We start from the raw sequence: 15,976 nt of genomic DNA, 5'->3' as shown, positions 1-15,976 counted from the left end.
CCGGCGGCCGTCTCGCGACCCCAGCGACGGCGGGCCGCCCGGACCGGGTGGACGGCGCCTGAGTGTCGGCTTCCTGGTCCTCGACCTCGACAGCATGGGCGGCACCTCGCGGTCCGTCATCACCCAGGCCAACGCCCTGGCCCGGCGGGGCAACGTCGACGTACGGCTCGTCTCGGTCACCCGTCAGGCCGAGACGCCCCACTACGCGATCGACGCCGGGATCCGGGTCGACCACCTCGCCGACGTGCGCGACGAACCGGCCGCGCACTCCGAGCCCTCCCGCCTGGTGCCGCACTCGTGGGACTGGCAGTACAGCGCCCACACCGACGCCGCCGTGGCGGCGTACCTGCCGACCCTCGACGTCGATGTCCTGGTCACCGTCACCCCTGCCCTGATGGCGCTGGCCGTGCAGTGGTGCCCGCCGACGGTCCGGGTGGTGCACCAGGAGCACCGCAGCTCCGCCGACCGCGCGGGCGGCCTGACGCCCCTGCTCGCCTACGCGCCACGGGTCGCCACCGTGGCGATGCTGACCCGCGTCCAGGCCGACTGGCTCGCCGCGCAGCTCGGCCCGCTGGCCCCGGAGATCGTGGTCGTCCCCAACGCGCTGCCCCTGGCCCCGCAGCCGCCCGCCGACCCGTCGGCGCGGAGTTTCGTGGCGGCCGGACGGGTGGCCGGCGAGAAGCAGTTCCACCACCTCGTGGCGGCGTTCACGCAGGTCGCCGAGCGGCTCCCCGAGTGGAGGCTGCGGATCCTCGGCGACGGCCCTGCGGCGGCCGAGCTCGCCGAGGTCGTGCGACGCAGCCCGTACGCGGACCGCATCGAGCTGGCCGGCGCCGTCGACGACATGCGCCCCGAGTGGGCGGCGGCCGGCGTGTGCCTGCTGTCCAGCCGTACCGAGGGACTGCCTCTGGTGGTGCAGGAGGCGATGTCGGCGGGCGTCCCGGTGATCAGCTACGACTGCCCCTCGGGGCCGCGCGAGCTGGTCACCCACGAGGAGTCCGGCCTGCTCGTCACTCCCCAGTCGATCGACTCGATGGCCTCGGCCATGCTGCGCGTCGGCTCCGACGACGAGCTGCGCGCCCGGCTGGGCGCCGGGGCACTGGCGGCCTCGGCGGCGTACGACGCGGACGAGATCGCGCAGCGCTGGGAGCGCATCCTCACCCGGGCGGCCCTGGGCGGAGAGCCCCCGAAGCCCCGCCGGGCGTTCAGCCGCGCCGGCGGTCCGGTGGCCGACGGCACCCCGCAGGACGTGCGCGCCGAGGTCCTGCGCCTCGTGCTGGCCGGGGCCGGCGACGAGGCCTTCGTGCTGCCCGCCGCGGAGGCACCCCTCGTGGTGGTGCCGCACGAGCGGCAGGGGGCGCTGCTGGACCACCTGGCCGAGCAGGCGCCGGCCCATCTCAGCATCCTCGACCCGGGCCAGAACGGGTGGGCCGAGCGTCGCGACACCGTGGCGCGCATGGCCACGACGCTGCGCAACACCGCACCCGGCCGGCTCCTGGTCGAGCCCTGGCCGCGGCACGCGGGACGGCGTACGCACCTGAGCGCCGGCGCGGGCGTGGCCGTCGAGTTCTGGGACACCGCCCTCGACGGCTCCCTGGTGGCCCCGGACTGGAACGCCTGGACCCGGACCGTCCCGCCGGGCACCCCGCGCGGCACGCTCGAGGTCGCCGGGGTCGAGGTGCCCACGCTGGCGTGGACGTCGCTGCCCACGAGCACCGACGCGCCCGCTCCCGTCGACGTGGTCTACACGTGGGTCGACGGCTCCGACCCCGTCTGGGACGCCGCCCGGCGCCAGCGACGCGGTGACGACGAGGCCCCCACCCCGTCCGGCGACCTGCGGTACCGCAACTTCGACGAGCTGCGGTACTCGCTGCGCAGCCTGCACCTGTTCGCGCCCTGGGTCCGCCAGATCCACGTCGTCACCGCGGGACAGCGCCCCGCGTGGCTGCGCGACCACCCGAAGGTCCGCCTGGTCGACCACCGCGACATCCTGCCGGCCGACGCGCTGCCGACGTTCAACTCGCACGCCATCGAGACCGCCCTGCACCGCATCGACGGGCTTGCCGAGCACTTCATCTACTTCAACGACGACATCATGCTCGGGCGGCCGCTGGCCCCCGAGACGTTCTTCGGGCCCGGCGGCTCACCGGCCGTCTTCCTCTCCCCCTCGTCCCTGCTGGGGGTTCCCGGCGCGGCCGTCATGCCGTACGAGCTGGCCGCCGCCAACAACCGCCGGCTGCTCACCGACGCGTTCGGCGTCACCACCGGACCGATGGTCGGGCACACGCCGTACCCGCACCGCGTGTCGGTGCTGCGCGAGATCGAGGAGCGCTTCCCGGCGGAGCTGGCCGCGACGGCGCGGGCTCCCTTCCGCTCGGGCACCGACGTGTCCCTGCTGTCCAACCTGGCCCAGCACTACGGGCTCGCGACCGGCAGGGCGCACGTGGCGGAGGCCGAGTGGTCCTTCGTCACCATGGGCGCGGCCAACGTGGAGCGACGCCTCAAGCGGCTGATGCGCCGCGACCAGGACTTCTTCTGCCTGGGCGACCACGCCGACAACGACGTCGAGCTGACCGCCCGCGTGCTGCCGGAGTTCTGCGAGGCGTACTTCCCCGTGCACGCTCCCTGGGAGGACTGAACGCACCGCTGCCCGGCCCGCGGGCGCGGACCGGGCAGGCGACGGACGCGGTCAGAGGGCGGTGCGGTACCGCTCCAGCACCTCGGGTGCCTGCTGCCGCCGCTCCGCGGCCAGCGGGACGAGGAGCTCCTCGACCACGTCGGTGAGCTCGGCGATGCGGCGGTTGAGCTGGCGCGCCTCCTGCGCCTCCGCCTCCAGCGCACGGATGCGCGACAGGACGCCGAAGCGTTCGGCCCGCACTCCGCGCAGCTTGTTCCTCAGGACGGCCACGACGGCCAGCAGACGACGGACGATGCTCATGGGGTGTTCCTCTCGGTGGTCCAGGTGACGCGCATCCGGCACACGGACGGGTCGGGGGTGTCGGTGACGTCGGTTCCGGGCCCGACCTCGATGTGCTCGATGCGACCTCCGGCTTCCTCGATCTCACGCCGTACGTGGCGCACGTCGAGGCGCCGTACCAGGTGCGACGGCTGCGGGTCGTGGAGCTGCTCGCGGGGCACGAGCCCCGTCCCTCGGGCGCTGAACTCGAGGAACAGCGCCCGCCCGGTGCCGCGCAGCGACAGCCGCGCCAACCGCCAGAAGTTGGCGCGCTCGGCGTCGTCGAGACAGCCCAGGAGCAGCCGGGCGGTGAGGTGGTGCGGGTTGCGGGCCAGGTCGGCCCCATTGGCGAGCACCGACCTCGTCTCCCCGAGGGTGAGCTTGTACGGCCCCAGGTCGATGCCCTCCCGCGCGGCGAGGCGCGTGATCCGCGCCCGGCCGGCCAGCGAGAACTCGTACGCCCGCACCGTGTGCCCCTGGCGGGCCCACCACGAGGCGTCCTTGCCAGCCCCGGCACCGATGTCGGCGATGGGGGTGTCCGGTCCGATCTGGTCGCGCACCCAGCGGGCGAAGTCGCTGCGCCGCTTGCGGTGCTGGCGCCCCGGCCCGCTATGGAACTCGGACCAGCGGCCCATGTGCGTACGGAACCCTCGCAGCCAGCCGTCGAGGCGGCGCACACCGTCGCGCGGGTCGCGGTAGGTGAACGACGGGTCGGGGACGCGCCAGCCCTCGCCGTAGATGAAGGCGAGCATCGCCTCCGGGTCGGCGGGCGCGGGGAACTCGTGCCCGTGCAGCTCGATCGTGGAGACCGGCAGCACCGCCTCCCGCGGGAGGTGCCCGCTGCGGTTGCCGAGCTGGTAGAAGACCCCGAACTGCCAGAAGGCGACGAAGATGTCGATGTGGCACTGGCGCCCGTCCGAGAGCGGGAGCAGCAGCTTGATGTCGCCGCCCGACATGCGGATCAGCTTCCAGCCGCGACGCAGCATCTCGCGCTCGATGCGGTACGACTCGGCGATCAGGTCGGCCGGCGACTCGGTGTCGCTGACGTAGCAGACGTCGGTGTCGGAGTCGTGGGCGATCATGGCGCCGTCGCGGACCGCGCCGAGCAGGGCGCCGTAGTTGAGGTACGCCTCCACGCCGCAGCCCTCGCGCAGGTCGCTGAGCGCGCGCTGGGTGCCGCGCAGGATCTCCAGGCGGACCGACTCGTCGGTGTCGGCGAACGAACGGGTCAGGTGCCCGACCTTGTCGACGGACAGCGGGTGGCCGGAGCCGTCCACGATCCGCAGTGGCCCGACGCCGTCACCCAGCGCGACCTCGGCCTCGTACAGCACCTCGCCGCTGGCGGCCTCGGCGATCGTGACGGTGCCGCGACCGTCGAGGAACCGGCGCAGCACGACCGGCCACTCCACGAGGACGCCGCGGCGGTGCACCTGCCCGTCGCGGGCCGGGGTGAACGACCAGACGTACTGGCCGTCGACACTCAGCACCAGCGGACCGTGGTCGCCGCCCACCACGACCCCGGCGTCGTCGACCTCGAACGCGCCGGCCTCGGAGAGGACTGCGCTCACGACACCTGCTCCGTCCGTACCGCGAGGGCGCGGCGCAGCGCGGTGCTCGAGGTCTGCATGGTGTACGGGAAGTAGACGAGCTCGACCCCGAGGCCGCCCATGAGGGTCTCCAGCGCGCGACCCTTGGCCGTGTTGCGCCAGTCGTCGCCCTTGAAGAGCCGGTGGAAGCCGACGTCGCGCCACGAGTCGGTCTTGTCGGTCGTCGCCTCGACGTACGTGGCGTCGACGATGCCGATGGCGTCGACGATCTCGATCCGCTCCCCCAGCGGCACCGTCGGGCGGATCCCCTTCGTGGCCTCGCAGACCTCGTCGGCCACGACCCCGGCGACGAGGACGTCGCACCGCTCCCGCGCCTGGCGGAGCATGTTGAGGTGTCCGACGTGGAACAGGTCGTACACGCCCGGGACGTACCCGATCACTGGGCCCATGGAGCACTTCCTTCAACGGTGTTTTTGGACTAAGTAACTCGACTTTACCGAGACAGTGAACCAGATGACGAAAGCGCGCCGCCGCTCGGGCGGATTTCCGGACTCAGTCGCCCCCGGGCCCGGCGCCGGCCGGATCGGGAGCAAAGGAGCCCGACACGATCTCCTGCAGCGCGGCCACGTGCGACCGGTACGCCGCAGCCCCGGGCCGGGTCAGGGAGAGCCAGACCTTGCGCGAGCACGGCGCAGATCCGCAGGCGGTGCGTCGGGTGGATGACGGGATCCAGGTCGCCGCTCACCGGCGGGTGCTCCGCGCGTGCGACAGGCAACCGGCGGCGTAGAAGAGGTCCGCGCCGAGGGCGAGTGGGATGAGCGCCCAGCGCACCTCGACGAGCTGGATCAGGACCAGGCCGACGAGACCGACCGCGTTGGCCACCGTGATGGCAAGCGTCAGGCGCCCTCGACCCGGTTGCCCTCCTCGTCCCAGTGCGCCTCGACCTTCTTGCTGGGCTGCACCCGCGGCGGCTCGCCGGGCATCTTGGGGTGGTCCGGCGGGAAGTTCAGCTCGACGGGATGCGCCTCCCACAGGTCGAGCAGCGGCTGGAGCGAGTGGTGCACGTCGTCGATCTCGGCCCACGGGTCACCGTCGGCGAGGCGCTCCGGCACGGTGAACAGGTTGAGCTCGGACGGGTCGCCCAGCTCGGCGAGCTCGGCCCACGCCAGCGGCGTCGAGACCGGCGCGCCGGACTGCGGGCGCAGCGAGTAGGCGCTGGCGATCGTCCTGTCGCGCGTGTTCTGGTTGAAATCCACGAAGATCCGCTCGCCGCGCTCCTCCTTCCACCACGCCGTGGTCACCTGGTCGTCGCGCTTCTCCAGCTCCCGGCCGAAGGCGATGGCCGCGTGCCGGACGTCGGCGAACTCCCAGTGCGGCTCGATCCGTACGAAGACGTGCACGCCGCGGTTGCCCGAGGTCTTCACGAACGCCCGCATGCCGAGGTCCTCGCTGAGCTCGCGCGCGACGCCGGCCACCCGTACCGCGTCGGAGAAGGTGGTGCCGGGCTGGGGGTCGAGGTCGATCCGGAGCTCGTCGGGCCGGTCCACGTCGTCGCGCCGCACCGGCCAGGGATGGAAGGTGAGCGTGCCCATGTGGGCGGCCCAGACCGGCACCGCGATCTCCGTCGGGCACATCTCCTCGGCCGTGCGCCCCGAGGGGAAGGTGATCCGTACCGTCTCGAGGTAGTCGGGCGCCCCTTTGGGGACCCGCTTCTGGTAGAAGCCGTCGGCGTCCTTGTCGAACGGCCCCGCAGCGAGCTTCATCCCCGGCCGCCACCCCGAGGGCCAGCGCTCCATCGCCGTGGGGCGGTCGCGCAGCGCCCGCATCAGTCCGTCGCCGACGTCGGCGAAGTACTGAGCGACCATCAGCTTGGTGACCTCGGGCGTGCGGTCCGTGGCCTCGTACACGACCCGCTCGGGCGAGGAGACGCGCACCTCACGGTCGCCGGCCTGCACGTACGCCTCGCTCGCCTTCGCCATGGTTCGAGACTCTAGTCGAGACAGACTTGAAAATGATTCTCATTCTCAAGTACGGTCCCGTGCCATGACTGATCCCACGACCACCCCGCTCCGACGCCCACTGCACCGCGCCGCCGCCCTGGCCGTCGCCGCCCTCATCACGACACTGGCGGCCTGCGGCACCGACCCGGCGCCCACGGACCCCGACTCCTCGGGGACCACCTCCGACCAGGAGGCGCCCGCCGGCGAGCAGGAGGCGTCGCACCTGGCTCCGCGCGCCCTCGTGGCCCACCCGGCCGGTCTCACCCTCATCGACACCGAGACCGGCGAGGTCCTCGACGAGGAGGAGCGCGACGGCTTCCTGCGGCTCAACGACGCCGGGGACGGCCGCCACGTGATGGTCACCGACGGGGACCTCTTCCGCGTCTACGACACCGGGATCAGGGCCGAGGCCCACGGCGACCACGCCCACTACTACGTCTCCCCCGCCGGACTGACCGACGTGTCGTACGAGGCACCCACCGCCGGCCACGTGGTGGTGCACGAGCGGCTCACCACCCTGTTCTCGGACGGCACCGGCGACATCCAGGTGGTCGAGTCGGGCCGGGTCGCCGAGCCCGGCGCACCCGTGACGCGCCACTCCGCCGGCGAGGCCCACCACGGGGTCGCCCTCCAGCTCTCCGACGACACTCTGCTCACGACGCAGGGCACCGAGGATGAGCGCCACCGGGTCGAGGTGCGCGACGGCGCCGAGGTGGTCGCCGAGACCGACGAGTGCCCGGGCGTCCACGGCGAGACGACCGCCAGCCCCACCGCGAAGGGCGACGTCGTCGTGCTCGGCTGCGAGGACGGACCCGTCGTCTACCGCAACGGACGCTTCCACAAGGTCGACGTCGCCGACGACTACGCCCGCGTGGGCAACCTCGCCGGGCACCACGACTCCCCCGTCGTCCTCGGCGACTACAAGGTCGACCCGGACGCCGAGCTCGAGCGTCCCACCCGGGTGTCGTTGACCGACACGCGCACCGACACCCTGCGCACGGTCGAGCTCGGCAGCGCGTACTGGTTCCGGTCCCTGGCTCGCGGCCCCCACGGCGAGGCCGTGGTCCTCACCTACGACGGCAGCCTGCGCGTCATCGACCCCACCACCGGCAAGCAGACCTCCCGCATCGCGACGATCGGCGCGTGGAGCGAGCCCGACGACTGGCAGCAGCCCGGGCCGGTGCTCAAGGTCGTCGACTCCACCGCGTACGTCACCGACCCCGCCAGCGACGAGCTGGTGGTGGTCGACCTCGAGCAGGGCGAGGTCGTCAACCGCGTCCCCGTACCGACCGGCACCGTCGAGCTCACCGTCACCGACGGCGTCCCGGCGTGGGAGGACGAGCACTCGCACTGAGTCCTCCCGCACCACCCCGAACCGCGCGCCCGCCGGCTTCTCCGCCCCGGCGGGCGCGCCCTCGTGTCCGGAGAGTCGTGACCCGGCGGCCCACCCGCGCGTACGGCGTTACGGTGGAGACATGGGTTACGAGGTCGAGAAGTCCGACGCCGAGTGGCGCGAGCAGCTGTCCCCCCAGGAGTACGACGTCCTCCGGCAGGCCGGCACCGAACGTCCCTTCACGGGCGAGTACACCGACACCGAGGCGACCGGGACGTACCACTGCCGGGCGTGCGACGCCGAGCTGTTCACCTCGGACACCAAGTTCCACTCCGGCTGCGGCTGGCCCAGCTTCTTCCAGCCGATCACCGACACCATCGAGTACCTCGAGGACACCACCCACGGCATGAAGCGCGTGGAGGTGCGGTGCGCGCGCTGCGGCTCCCACCTCGGACACGTGTTCCCCGACGGGTACGGAACCCCGACCGGCGACCGCTACTGCATCAACTCGGTCAGCCTCAAGCTCACGGAGGAGTGAACAGGCGCTGGACAAAGTGGCATCTTTGTCTCAATCTTGAGACATGAGCGCCACTTTGTCTCGCATGCCCGATTTTCGGCTCTTCGGTGCCGACACGTGGGCAGACCCCTTCGACCTCTACCGCGCGTGGCGCACCCACGACCCCGTCCACCACGTGGATCTCCCCGACGGGCGCGACTACTGGGTGCTGTTCCGCCACCGCGACGTGTACGCCGCCGTGCGCGACCACGAGACCTTCTCCTCGGCCGGAGGACTGACCGTCGCGACCGACGAGCTCGAGCGGATCGGGATGGCCGACAACCCCCCGTTCGTGATGACCGACCCGCCCACGCACACCGAGTTCAGGCGCCTGGTGTCCCGTGGCTTCACCCCCCGCCAGGTCGAGAGCCTCGAACCGGAGGTGCGCACCTTCGTCGCCGAGCGGCTGGACGCGCTCGTCGCGGACGGCGGCGGGGACGTCGTCGAGCGCCTCTTCAAGCCGTTGCCGAGCATGGTCGTCGCCCACTACCTGGGGGTCCCCCCGGCCGACCGGGAGCGGTTCGACGCCTGGACCGACGCCGTGGTCACGGCCAACTCAGGAGGCGAGTACGGCAACGCCGCCGAGGCCGTCGGGTCGATGCTGACCTACTTCACCGAGCTCGTCGAGCACCGTCGCGCCCACCCCGGGGACGACACGGTCTCGCACCTGGTGGCAGCCGGCGTGGGCGACGACGCCGCCGGGCTGGCGAGGATCCTCGCCTTCACCTTCACCATGGTCACCGGGGGCAACGACACGACCACGGGCCTCCTCGGCGGCAGCGCGATCCTGCTCGACCGGTACCGCGACCAGCGCCAGCGGGCGCTCGCCGACCCCGCCGCGGCGGTCGAGGAGCTCCTGCGGCTGACCTCCCCCGTCCAGGGGCTCGCGCGCACCACCACCCGCGACGTCGAGGTGGGCGGGCGCGTCATCCCGGAGGGACGTAAGGTCCTGATGTGCTACGGCTCCGCGAACCGTGACCCCGAGGCCTTCGGGGCCGACGCGGACGAGCTGGACGTCAGCCGCCGTCCCCGGCAGATCCTCACGTTCAGCCACGGGGCCCACCACTGCCTGGGCGCCGCCGTGACCCGGATGACCGCGCGCGTCGCGCTCACCGAGCTGCTCACCCGGGTGCCCGACTTCACCGTCGACCACGCCTCGGTGACATGGGCGGACGGCGGCTACGTGCGCCGACCCACCCGTATCCTGCTCACACCATGAACGACGCCGGACGGACCTGGGCAGCCCAGCGCAGCGATGCCTCCCTCGAGACCATCCTGACCGCTGCCGGGGAGCTCTTCTCCCAGCACGGGCCGTCGAAGGTGTCGATGGCCCAGGTGGCCACCGCGGCCGGCTGCTCACGCGCCACCCTGTACCGCCACTTCGAGAACCGGCTCGCCCTCCAGGTCGCGTTCGCGGGACGCGAGGCGTACGAGATCGTCCGGTCCGCCACCGCCAGCGCTCGTGAGATCGACGACCCCACGGAGCGTGCGTGCGAGACGGTCGTGCAGGTCCTCGCGGAGGTGCGGTCCCGCTCCACCCTCGACGCCTGGACCACACCCGACCAGCAGCCCTACCTGCTCGACCTGCTGTCGTCGGCGCCGTGGACGTCCGCGCTGGTGGCTCCCGGAGCAGATCGCGAGGTCATCACCTGGGTGCTGCGCTCGATCATGGGGATCCTGGCCTGCCCCGGTCCGGACGCCGACGCCGAGCGGCGACTGGTGCGTCGCTTCGTGGCGCCACTGCTGACCTGACCGGCCGCTCCCGGTCCGTCGCAGCGCTCGGTCGCGTGCCTGCGCGACCAGCCCGGACGTACGACGGGCGCCGAGGACCGTGAGGTCCCCGACGCCCGTCGTGCGTCACGTCTCAGCGAGGCGTCACTTGATGGTCCACGTCCACTTCGCGGGCGTCTTGTCCTTGTTCTTCGCCCGGTCCACGGCGCGCACCTGGAAGGTGTGCTTGCCCTTCTTGAGGTTCTTCAGCGTGGTCTTGGAGCCACACTTCTTCCAGGCCTTCTTGTCGATCTTGCACTGGAAGGTCGAGCCGATCTCGGTGGCCCGGTAGGTGAAGACGGCCGTGCGGAGCTTGGTGGTCTTCTTGGGCTTCTTGACCAGCTTGGTGTCCGAGGCGGTGGTGTCCTTGCCGCAGTCGACGATCTTGGGGTCGTCGACGAACCAGCCGTACGCGTCGAGCTCGTTGTCCGAGCCCACGCGCCAACGGAACATCACGCTCTTGCCGGCCAGGCTGCCCAGGTCGACCCGGGTGGAGCCGTAGCCGTGGCTGGAGCCCACGAAGGCCGAACGGCCGCCGAGCGGGTTGCCGTACCGGTCGTAGACGGTGCCGTTGTAGGTGCCACCACCGCCGGGCGAGACCATCAGCGCCTTGGCGTCCTTCCACGGCCCGCTCGCGCCGGCCGTCGAGTACTCCAGGACGCCACCGTCGAAGGTGCCGCCGTTGGCCGGGTTGAACTCGAACAGGTACGCGTGGCGGAAGTGCATGTACGCGTTGGCGGGCACCGTGACCGGGTTGGTCATCCGCAGCGCCGAGTCGGTGATCGTGGCCTGGTTGTAGCCCCACGCGTTGGTCTTGCCCGAGGAGGCCCAGGAGACGTCCAGCCCGGTGAACGGGTGGCTGTTCTGCGGCCAGTACCAGCCGTTGGAGCCCGAGATGTTCTGCTTGGTGAACTGACCGGCCTGGGTCTCCAGGTCGTCCGACCAGGTGGTCGCCGCGACGGAGCGGCCCGTGGGGCACACCGACGCGGAGCGCGGGGCGGCGGCGCCGAGGGGCGCCTTGTCCATCTCGGTGGCCTTGACGGCCTTGTCGACCTGCGTGCAGTCGCCGGCCACGAAGCCGTCGACGCCGCCGGAGACCAGGTTGGCGCACGCCTGGCGCAGGCCCTTGGCCAGGTCGGAGTAGTTGCTGCCCGAGGTCAGCATCGTCGTGTTGACCGTGTAGTAGAGGCGCGCGGTCTTGGTCAGGCCCAGGCCCGTGACGCTCTGGCCGTTGAAGGAACCGCCGTCGGTGATGAGGAAGGCGGCCTTGTTGCCGACGCCGCTGTTGATGTGGACGCCCTCGCCGTCCTCGTAGCGCTTCCAGTAGCGCGGGCTGTGCATCCGGTCGGGGTCGCCGAACTGCCCGGGGTTCTTCATGTTGCGGATCACGCCGACCGAGGACGGCAGGTCCTCACCGAGCAGCCACTTCTGGCTGGCAGCGTCGTTGCCGGCGCCGTTGGACTGGTCGATCAGCTCACCGAAGACGTCGGAGAGCGACTCGTTGATCGCGCCCGACTGGGCGTAGTAGAAGAGGTTCGAGCTGAAGGTCGTGAAGCCGTGCGCGAGCTCGTGGCCGACCACGTCGTCAGCGGTGGCGAAGCCGTCGCCGTAGACCATCTGCGCGCCGTCCCAGAAGGCGTTGGGGTACGGGCAGGCCTCGCCGGCCGGGCAGTAGTCGACGGTGGACTTCAGCTGCATGCCGGCGCCGTTGAGGCTGTCGCGGTTGAAGCGGTTCTTGAAGAAGTCGTACGTGTGACCCGCGTAGGCGAAGGCGCGCTGGACGTCGAGGTCACCGTTGGCCGGCTGGCTCGACTCGGTCCAGACCGGCGAGGTGCACGGGTAGTGCGCGTCGGCGTTGTTGGCGTCGCACACGATCCGGTTCTTGGCGGCGTGCACGAGGTCGAAGGCCAGGGCCACGGTCCCTGTGCGGGCGTCGACGACGACCTTGCGGCCCACGTCGAGGGTGCCGCGCACGTCGACCACCCAGGCCGGGCGGACGCCGAAGGGGTCGGTGGCACCGACCAGGCGCGGGTCGAAGACCTCGAGGCTGGCGCCGGTGACGCGCAGTCCGGACTTCTTCACGCCGTTGTACTTGGCGACCGCCGCGACGGCCGTGGCGCTCGCGTCGGCCTTGCTCACGGCGGCGGTGGTCTCGACGTCGGTCTCGGGGGTGGCCTCACCGGCCACCGACTGGACGTCGCCGGACTCGTCGAGGCTCACCACGAACTGGCCACCGAAGACGGGCAGGCCACCGATCTCCTGCTGGAGCCGTACGACGTCGCCGCCGCCGGCCTGGGCCTGGGACCCGGTCACCTCGACCGTGGTGCCCTCGGCGCGGAGCCCGAACTGGGTCGCACGGTCGGTGACGAAGGTGCGGGCGGCCGTCCTGGCCGACGCTCCCTTGGCGGCACCCGAGGCGAGCGCCTGGCCGGGCTTGGCCCCGACGAAACCGACCACGCCGGTGTCGTCGTTCTTCTCGACCGTGGCCGAGCCGAATCCCTTGTCAGACGCGGCCGGCTGGGCACCAGCAGGCGCCAGCACGGCCATGCCGCTCACTGCGAGGCCCACAGCGACGAGCGGCAGCGCCGCACGTCGCAGGACCGAGGACGAGGCACGTGTCATGGACTATCTCCCCCGAAGACATGGCGGCGCGCCAGTCGCGCCGCTCCCCGACCCTGCCACAGCCACCCCGGTTCATGCCAAGGAACCCCCGCCGTTTTCCCCGGACGGGGGTACCGGGGGTTGCCTCAGGGCAGGCGGTCGAGCAGCTCGGCCGCGGTCACCCGCGAGCCGGTGTAGAACGGGATCTCCTCGCGGACGTGGCGCCGCGCCTCGGAGGCGCGCAGGTGACGCATCAGGTCGACGATGCGGTGCAGCTCGTCGGCCTCGAAGGCGAGGATCCACTCGTAGTCGCCGAGCGCGAAGGAGGCGACGGTGTTGGCGCGCACGTCGGCGTAGTCGCGGCCCATCTTGCCGTGCTCGGCGAGCATCTGGCGGCGCTCGCCGTCGTCGAGCAGGTACCACTCGTACGAGCGCACGAAGGGGTAGACGCAGATGTGCGCACGCGGCTCCTCGTCGGCCAGGAACGCCGGGATGTGCGACTTGTTGAACTCGGCCGGGCGGTGCAGGGCCATCTGCGACCACACGGGCTCGAGCCGGCTGCCGAACGCGGTGCGGCGGAACCGGCCGTACGCCTTCTGCAGGGCCACCGAGTCCGCGGCGTGCCACCAGACCATCACGTCGGCGTCCGCGCGCAGGCCCGAGACGTCGTACAGACCGCGCACCACCACGTCCTGCTCGGCGAGCTCGGCGAGGAACGCCTCGACCTCCGCGGCCTCGGCTGCCCGGTCGGCCGCACCGACGACGTCGCGCAGCTTGAACACCGACCACATCGCGTAGCGGATCGTGTCGTTGAGTTCGCGGGTGCGGGCAGCGTTCGAGGTCATGCCGTCATTGTGCCGACCCGCCCCATGCCCGCGCACACCCGGTCCACGCCGCAGCCGACCCGACCGGACCGGGCACCGATGGTCGGGCCGGGCCCCGTGGCGCGCCCTAGCGTGGAGACATGATCGGAGATCTCAACAACCTCCTCGACGAGATCGAGGCCGACCCCGGCGCCGAGCTCGACGTGGCCGGGTTCGCCGCCCGTCGGGGCACCACCGAGTACCACCTGCGCCGCATGTTCGCCGCGCTCGCCGGGACCGGGATCTCCGAGTACGTCCGTCGGCGCCGGATGACGGTGGCGGCCACCGCGCTGCTCACCACCGACGCCGACCTGCTCACCGTCGCCGTGGCCCACGGGTACGGCTCGACCGAGGCGTTCAACCGGGCCTTCCGCTCGGTGCACGGCGCCTCGCCGGCCGACGTGCGGCGCGACGGCGGCCCCGTACGACCGCAGGCTCCCCTGCGGTTCCGACTCACCGTGGAAGGAACCACCCCCATGCACACCCGTATCGTCGACCTGCCCGCCCTGCGACTGGTGGGGCACTCCACCCGGGTCCCCCTGGTCCACCAGGGCGCCAACCCGCACATCCAGTCGTTCGTGGCCTCGCTGCCGGCCAGCGCCCACCAGCGGCTCAAGGAGCTCAACGACGCAGAGCCCGCCGGCCTCCTGCAGGTCTCGACCGACCTCGACCCCGACCGCACCGAGGGCAGCGAGCTGACGTACCTGCACGGGGTCGTCAGCAGCGCCGAGGCCGACGACCTCGACACGATCGACGTGCCGCAGGGCACCTGGGCCGTCTTCCGCAGCAGCGGGGCGTACCCGGACGCGCTGCAGTCCACGTGGGCGGCCACCGCGACCGAGTGGTTCCCGGCGCAGCCGTGGCGGCTGCGCCCCGGCCCCGAGATCGTGGCCGTGCTGGAGCGTGCCGAGGACTTCTCCACCGCCACCTGCGAGCTCTGGCTGCCCGTCGAGCCGGACTGAGCGTTCCCCTCAGCGCCCGGCGAGGGCAGCGGCCGCGCGCCGGGCGGCACCGATCACCGCCGGGATGCCGACCCCGTCGTACGACGCCCCGCAGACCGCGAGACCCGCCGGCAGCGCGGCGCGGGCGGCGGCGACCCGTTCCAGGTGACCGACCGGGTACTGGGGAAGTCCGCCGCCCCACCGCTGCACGTGCGTGTCGACGGGGGCGCCGGTGATGCCGACGAGGTCGGCCAGCTCGGCCCGCGACTCGGCCAGCAGGTCGGCGTCGGTGCGCTGCAGGGCACCGACGTCACCGTGCCGCCCCACCGAGGTGCGCAGCACGCGCAGGTCGGGGTCGAGGGCCTTGACCCACGCCCACTTGGCGAAGGAGAAGGTCGACGCCTTGATCGCGCGGCCCTCCACGGGCGGGACCAGGAAGCCCGAGACGTCCTCGGCCCAGTCGGGCAGGTCGGCGGCCCGGAAGGCGAAGGTGAGCACGCCGACGCTCGCGACCTCCGTGCGCGCCAGCGCCGCTGACGCCTCGGGGGCCACCTCGGCCAGGAGCCGGGCGGTCGGGGCCGCGGGCGCCGCGAGCACGACCTGGTCGGCGTGGACCGTGTACGCCGCGGTCGTCGGCCCGACGGTCAGCGCCCAGCGGGCACCGTCGCGGCGCAGCTCCCGCACCGTCGCGGACGTACGGATCTCGACGAGGCCCTCCGCGGCGAACCGCTCGGGCCACGATCCCATCCCGCCGACCAGGCTCGCGAAGACCGGGGCCGCGCTGGTGGGCAGGGCCGCGACCTGGTCGAGCAGGCTGCCGCCGCGGGCCAGCATCGGCACCAGCGCAGGCACCGACGCGGCGGTGGAGAGGTCGTGGGCGTGGCCGGCGTACACCCCGCCGAGCAGAGGCTCGGTGAGGCGTTGCACGACCTCCTCACCGAACCGTTCGGACAGCAGGTCCCCGATGGAGACGTCCTCCCCCGGTGGGTCCGCGGGGACGACCTCAGCGCGCAGCCTGGCCATCCCCTCGGCCGAGAGGATCGCGCTGGACTCGACGTCGTCCACGTCGAACGGGACGCCCATCAGGGTCCGCGGCATCCGGCGGAGCACCCCGCGGCTGAGGATCCGGGAGGAGGCCCCGGTCGGGTGCACCAGGTCGAGACCCATCTCGCCCGCCAGCGCGACGCCCTCGGGCCGGCGGTTGAGCATCGCCTCCGCCCCCACGTCCACGCCCAGGCCGGCGACCTGCGCGGTGAGCAACTTGCCGCCCGGCCGGGGCGACGCCTCCAGGAGCAGCACCTCACGGCCTGTCAGGGCCAGGTCCCGGGCAGCGGCGAGGCCGGCGATCCCGCCTCCCACGACAACGACGTCAGGCATGGGCACAGCCTGCCACCCACGCCGGGCGGGCG

General features: G+C 72.4%; 14 protein-coding genes. 6 read left to right on the top strand and 8 right to left on the bottom strand.

What is annotated here, in order from left to right:
* Window positions 1–94 precede the first annotated feature (94 nt).
* Entirely contained in the window at window positions 95–2,638 is a 2,544-nt protein-coding gene (locus ACI379_RS06065) for a stealth conserved region 3 domain-containing protein (protein WP_439791180.1), read from the top strand.
* A gap of 51 nt (window positions 2,639–2,689) precedes the next feature.
* Here ACI379_RS06065 and ACI379_RS06060 read toward each other — a convergent pair whose 3' ends face one another.
* From ACI379_RS06060 to ACI379_RS06040, 5 genes are all read right to left on the bottom strand, one after another.
* Window positions 2,690–2,938: a DUF6752 domain-containing protein gene (locus tag ACI379_RS06060; RefSeq protein WP_439791179.1), complete on the bottom strand. Its 249-nt coding sequence runs from the start codon at window positions 2,936–2,938 to the stop codon at window positions 2,690–2,692.
* A complete protein-coding gene (locus tag ACI379_RS06055) occupies window positions 2,935–4,524 on the bottom strand; it encodes a class I SAM-dependent methyltransferase (protein WP_439791178.1) in 1,590 nt (529 codons plus the stop codon). The genes ACI379_RS06060 and ACI379_RS06055 overlap by 4 nt, the downstream gene beginning before the upstream one ends.
* The gene (locus ACI379_RS06050) at window positions 4,521–4,952 is read right to left on the bottom strand and encodes an adenylyltransferase/cytidyltransferase family protein (protein ID WP_439791177.1); all 432 of its coding nucleotides are present in this window, start codon (window positions 4,950–4,952) and stop codon (window positions 4,521–4,523) included. The genes ACI379_RS06055 and ACI379_RS06050 overlap by 4 nt, the downstream gene beginning before the upstream one ends.
* Window positions 4,953–5,244: 292 nt before the next feature.
* On the bottom strand, window positions 5,245–5,385 hold the full coding sequence (locus tag ACI379_RS06045) for a hypothetical protein (RefSeq protein WP_439791176.1): 141 nt from the start codon (window positions 5,383–5,385) through the stop codon (window positions 5,245–5,247).
* Window positions 5,386–5,399: 14 nt separating this feature from the next.
* Entirely contained in the window at window positions 5,400–6,482 is a 1,083-nt protein-coding gene (locus ACI379_RS06040) for a DNA polymerase domain-containing protein (protein WP_439791175.1), read from the bottom strand.
* A gap of 64 nt (window positions 6,483–6,546) precedes the next feature.
* Here ACI379_RS06040 and ACI379_RS06035 point away from each other — a divergent pair, with 64 nt between their 5' ends.
* The 4 genes from ACI379_RS06035 to ACI379_RS06020 all read left to right on the top strand — a co-directional run bounded on the left by ACI379_RS06035 (window position 6,547) and on the right by ACI379_RS06020 (window position 10,144).
* Window positions 6,547–7,857, top strand: coding sequence for a hypothetical protein (locus tag ACI379_RS06035; protein ID WP_439791174.1), 1,311 nt, complete (start codon window positions 6,547–6,549; stop codon window positions 7,855–7,857).
* A 121-nt stretch (window positions 7,858–7,978) separates the two neighbouring features.
* Window positions 7,979–8,374, top strand: a complete 396-nt coding sequence (msrB, locus tag ACI379_RS06030) for a peptide-methionine (R)-S-oxide reductase MsrB (RefSeq protein WP_439791173.1) — start codon at window positions 7,979–7,981, stop codon at window positions 8,372–8,374.
* Between the two features lie 64 nt (window positions 8,375–8,438).
* Window positions 8,439–9,611, top strand: coding sequence for a cytochrome P450 (locus tag ACI379_RS06025; RefSeq protein ID WP_439791172.1), 1,173 nt, complete (start codon window positions 8,439–8,441; stop codon window positions 9,609–9,611).
* The gene (locus ACI379_RS06020) at window positions 9,608–10,144 is read left to right on the top strand and encodes a TetR/AcrR family transcriptional regulator (RefSeq protein ID WP_439791171.1); all 537 of its coding nucleotides are present in this window, start codon (window positions 9,608–9,610) and stop codon (window positions 10,142–10,144) included. The genes ACI379_RS06025 and ACI379_RS06020 overlap by 4 nt, the downstream gene beginning before the upstream one ends.
* A gap of 123 nt (window positions 10,145–10,267) precedes the next feature.
* On the opposite strand, the gene ACI379_RS06015 is transcribed toward ACI379_RS06020, so the two are convergent.
* The gene (locus ACI379_RS06015; RefSeq protein WP_439791170.1) at window positions 10,268–12,784 is read right to left on the bottom strand and encodes a M4 family metallopeptidase; all 2,517 of its coding nucleotides are present in this window, start codon (window positions 12,782–12,784) and stop codon (window positions 10,268–10,270) included.
* Between the two features lie 125 nt (window positions 12,785–12,909).
* Entirely contained in the window at window positions 12,910–13,608 is a 699-nt protein-coding gene (gene hemQ, locus ACI379_RS06010) for a hydrogen peroxide-dependent heme synthase (RefSeq protein WP_439791169.1), read from the bottom strand.
* Window positions 13,609–13,727: 119 nt separating this feature from the next.
* Between hemQ and ACI379_RS06005 the strand changes: the two genes are divergently transcribed.
* On the top strand, window positions 13,728–14,588 hold the full coding sequence (locus ACI379_RS06005; protein ID WP_439791168.1) for an AraC family transcriptional regulator: 861 nt from the start codon (window positions 13,728–13,730) through the stop codon (window positions 14,586–14,588).
* Window positions 14,589–14,597: 9 nt separating this feature from the next.
* Here the strand turns inward: ACI379_RS06005 and hemG are convergent, their stop codons facing one another.
* Window positions 14,598–15,944, bottom strand: coding sequence for a protoporphyrinogen oxidase (hemG, locus tag ACI379_RS06000; protein WP_439791167.1), 1,347 nt, complete (start codon window positions 15,942–15,944; stop codon window positions 14,598–14,600).
* Window positions 15,945–15,976: the final 32 nt, after the last annotated feature.

Origin of the sequence: Nocardioides sp. (assembly GCF_051876515.1) — a bacterium.
Lineage (GTDB): Bacteria > Actinomycetota > Actinomycetes > Propionibacteriales > Nocardioidaceae > Nocardioides.
The sequence above is the reverse complement of the archived record's forward strand: the minus strand, read 5'-3'. Positions and strand labels throughout refer to the sequence as shown.